The 3,829-nt window shown below is 61.4% G+C and carries 4 protein-coding genes and 1 pseudogene; all 5 read left to right on the forward strand.

Annotation, left to right across the window (positions count from 1 at the left end; all coding sequences use genetic code 11):
- Positions 1-233, forward strand: a pseudogene (locus QDY28_RS30640) (recombinase family protein); the annotation flags it as partial.
- Positions 234-1,071: 838 nt separating this feature from the next.
- On the forward strand, positions 1,072-2,574 hold the full coding sequence (gene istA / locus QDY28_RS30645) for an IS21 family transposase (RefSeq protein WP_120764167.1): 1,503 nt from the start codon (positions 1,072-1,074) through the stop codon (positions 2,572-2,574).
- Positions 2,561-3,319, forward strand: a complete 759-nt coding sequence (gene istB / locus QDY28_RS30650) for an IS21-like element helper ATPase IstB (protein ID WP_184806354.1) — start codon at positions 2,561-2,563, stop codon at positions 3,317-3,319. The genes istA and istB overlap by 14 nt, the downstream gene beginning before the upstream one ends.
- Positions 3,316-3,501 carry a hypothetical protein gene (locus QDY28_RS30655; protein WP_120764168.1) on the forward strand — a complete coding sequence of 62 codons (186 nt, stop codon included), beginning with the start codon at positions 3,316-3,318 and terminating at the stop codon, positions 3,499-3,501. Before istB ends, QDY28_RS30655 begins: the two co-directional genes overlap by 4 nt.
- Positions 3,502-3,591: 90 nt before the next feature.
- Positions 3,592-3,829 (forward strand): recombinase family protein (locus QDY28_RS30660; RefSeq protein WP_331384838.1); only part of this gene is annotated, 238 nt, incomplete at its 3' end.

Here is a 3,829-nt window from a genome sequence, read left to right on the forward strand (position 1 = left end):
CCTACCAGGTTGCCAATAACCTGGAAAGCCAACGACGGCAGTACGGCTTAGTCGAGCGTGCTCGACAGTTGGGTTGGGAGACCGTCGAGATCGTCGACGATGACCTTGGACGATCCGGAGGTGGCATCGCCCGCCCAGGATTCGAGAAGCTGTTGGCGGCGATATGTGAAGGTCGGGTGGGAGCAGTCGTATCGCTTGAGGCCTCACGTCTGGCGCGCAATGGCCGTGATTGGCTGTGAACGGTTGTTGAGAAGTGCGGCTATTCGCTGCCGAGAGGTCCACAGAGGTTTTTCGGCAGTGACTTGCTTGTTCTGAAGCGGATGGGATTGGCTGGGCCCTATGCTTGCCTGCGCGCAGGCAAGCATAGGGCCCAGTGCGTCGAGAAGTGTACCAAACGGCTTTTGGGTGAAGGGGTGAGGACTGGTGCAGCCGCAGCGCGTGCCGTAATCTTTGCGTCGATTGATGAAGGCAGGCACAGCGCCGAACGAACGGCTAATTCTACCCGGCGCCGCGCCCTACACCGTGCGGAACACGAATGCCGGGTTATTATGGCGCAGACGGGGGCCTCGCGTCCATGTCATGACGGCTGCCATGGAGCAGATGAGCATGATACCGGACGCTTCTTTCTGTGCGAGCGTTGTCGGTCGCAGATGCTGATCTGCCGATGCTGCGACCGGGGCCAGATTTATTGCGCTGAAGGATGTGCCCGTATTGCCCGTCACGAGCGACGTCGGGATGTTTCCAGGCGGTATCAAACGAGCCGGAACGGCCGTTTCGCCCATGCGGCCCGCAGCCGCCGATATCGGGCCCGGCAAAAAATAGTGACGCACAATGGTTCACTCGCCAGCGATGCCGATGTTGATGCATGGCGGCTTCGGTGACGACACCGAACGAGGCGTCCGACACTGCTGATACGCCGTCCTTGACCGAGTCTGCGATCCCTGAAGGATTGCCGACCGGCGTTCTGGGACATCATTGTCACTGGTGTGGCCGCTGCTGCTCGCCGTTTGTCCGCCGTGAGCCCCTGCGTCGTCGCCGAGCCATCCCGATGTCCCTATCCAGAGGATGACGATGGCCATATCTGCCGAACTGCAGGCTCAGATCCTGCGCTACCACCATGTCGAGAAGTGGCGAGCCAACACCATTGCCCACCAACTCGGCGTCCACCATCATACCGTTCAATGCGTGCTGGCCCGTTCCGGGCTGGTGCCGCATGGCCCGCGAACTCGGCCAAGCCAGATCGACGCCTATCTGCCGTTCATTCTGGAGACCCTTGAGGCATTCCCCACCCTGACGGCAGCCAGACTCCACGCAATGGTCTGCGAGCGGGGATATCGTGGCGACGGCGGTCACTTCCGCCATATGATCGCCCGCCACCGACCGCGCCAGAAGGCCGAGGCCTATCTGCGCCTGCGCACCCTTCCTGGAGAGCAGGCCCAGGCCGACTGGGGCCACTTTGGACAGATGCAGATCGGTAGGGCACGTCGTCCCCTCATGGCCTTCGTCATCGTGCTGAGCCAGTCCCGCCGGATCTTCCTGCGCTTCTTCCTCGATGCCAGGATGGAAGCGTTTCTGTCCGGTCACGTCGAAGCCTTTGACAGATGGGGCGGGGTTCCGAAGGTCGTGCTCTACGACAATCTGAAGAGCGCTGTGCTCGAGCGTCATGGCGATGCCATCCGCTTCAACCCCACTCTGCTCGCCTTTGCCGCCCATTATCGATACGATCCCCGTCCGGTCGCTGTCGCGCGGGGGAATGAGAAAGGCCGCGTCGAGCGCGCTATTCGCTATATCCGCGACAACTTCTTTGCCGCCCGCAGCTTCAAGGATCTCGACGATCTCAACGCCCAGGCCGACGCCTGGTGCGAGGGCGTTGCCGCCGACAGACTGTGCCCCGGTCTCGATATGACCGTCAGGCAGGCCTTCGCCCTCGAACAGCCCTACCTTTTGCCATTGCCAGACACCTCCTTTGAATGGCCGGCCCAGATCGCTGTTTCCATCGGCAAGACCCCTTACGCCCGCTTCGATCTGAACGATTATTCCGTCCCGCACGCCTACGTCCGGTGCAGCTTGAGCATCGTGGCCACGCAGAAGGAAGTCCGCGTCCTCGATGGTGCGAAGGTCGTTGCCTGTCACGTTCGCAGCTACGACAAGGGTGCTCAGGTGGAGGATGCCGCCCACATCAAGGCTTTGGTTGACGAGAAGCGTGCCGCCCGACGACACAGCGCCACCGATCGGCTGGCTGCCGCCGTTCCCGCCAGCACCGCGCTTCTTGAGCGCGCGGCACAGAACGGACATTCCCTGCATTCCGCCGTCATCGGCCTGAACCGGCTGCTTCAGCACTACGGAGCCAGCGAACTGCAAGCGGGAATCCTGGAGGTCCTGGCGCTCGAAGGGCCATCGCCCCATCCCAATGCCGTCCAGCTGATCCTGGAGCGCCGACGGGAACGGCGGCGCCAACCGCCGTTGCTGCACGTCGCGCTGCCCCGGCATGTCCAAGACAAGGACAGCCCTGTCCGGCCCGCTCGTCTCGACCTCTACGACCAGCTCAAGGAAACCTCAGATGACAAGTCATGATCAAAGCGATGCCCTCAATCGCGCCGCCCGGTTGCACCTGCACGGTCTTGTCGCTCACTGGCAGGACGCGCTTGAAGGCGGGTGGGCGCTGACACTTCTCGACTGGGAGGAGAACGAACGCGCCAGGCGTAGTCTGGAACGACGGCTGAAGGATGCCAGGATCGGACGCTTCAAGCCGCTCTGCGACTTCGATTGGTCCTTTCCGACACGATGCGACCGGCAGTCCATCGAAGCGCTCATGCGTCTCGACTTCATCCGTGACGCTGCCAATGCCGTCTTCATCGGCCCCAACGGGGTCGGCAAGTCAACACTTGCCCGCAACATCGCCCATCATGCCGTCCTCAACGGCCACACCGCCCTGTTTACCAGCGCCGGCCAACTGCTGGGCGAACTGGCTGCCATCGACAGCGCTTCCGCGCTCCGCCGGCGCCTGGCCCACTACACCGCTCCAGCCCTCCTCGTCATCGATGAGGTCGGATATCTCTCCTACACCAACCGTCATGCCGATCTGCTCTTCGAACTCATCAGCCGACGCTACGAGGCAAAGAGCACCATCGTCACCACCAATCGCAATTTTGCCGACTGGCACGAGGTCTTTCCCAACGCCGCCTGCGTCGTGTCGATGGTCGATCGTCTCGTCCACAATGCCGAAGTCATTGCCATCGAGGGCCAATCCTACCGGCTCAAAGAGGCCACCGGACGGTCGGAACTGCGCACCGAGCAGAGAAGGGCGCAAAGGCCATGACGAAAGCCCCCGCGAAACCTGGGTTGCCGATCTCCTTGTCCGTCGAGATCCCGACAACCTGGACACCGGAACAGGCCCTGGCCGTCTTCGAACTGCTGACCGAAATCCGCGACAGGGTCTGGCACCAATACAACGTCCAGATCCAGACCGAGCTCCAAAACCAGCGCCTGCCAAACAAATGATCTGACAGCCCTCCGAAGGCACGCTGCCTTATTCCGATTTCTCGGCAGCGAATAACCGCAGTTTTAGGCGACCGCTAACATTGGCATACGTTGCTGGAATTTTGTGGTCTGGTCGGCACTCTGATCGTTGACGAAGAGGCTATTTACGATCCGCGCTCGCCTAACGATCGTCTCCTTCTTGGCATGAAGGGTACGATGAGCGAGATGGAGTTATCCGTGTTTCGGCAACGATCCGTCGAGGCCATGCGCCAAAAAGCGCGGCGCGGCGAACTTCATCTGACTGTTGCCGTCGGATATGTGAAGACGGATGATGCCCGTGTCGAGAAAG

The sequence above is a fragment of the Rhizobium sp. BR 362 genome, from assembly GCF_036528765.1.
Taxonomy (GTDB): Bacteria; Pseudomonadota; Alphaproteobacteria; order Rhizobiales; family Rhizobiaceae; genus Rhizobium.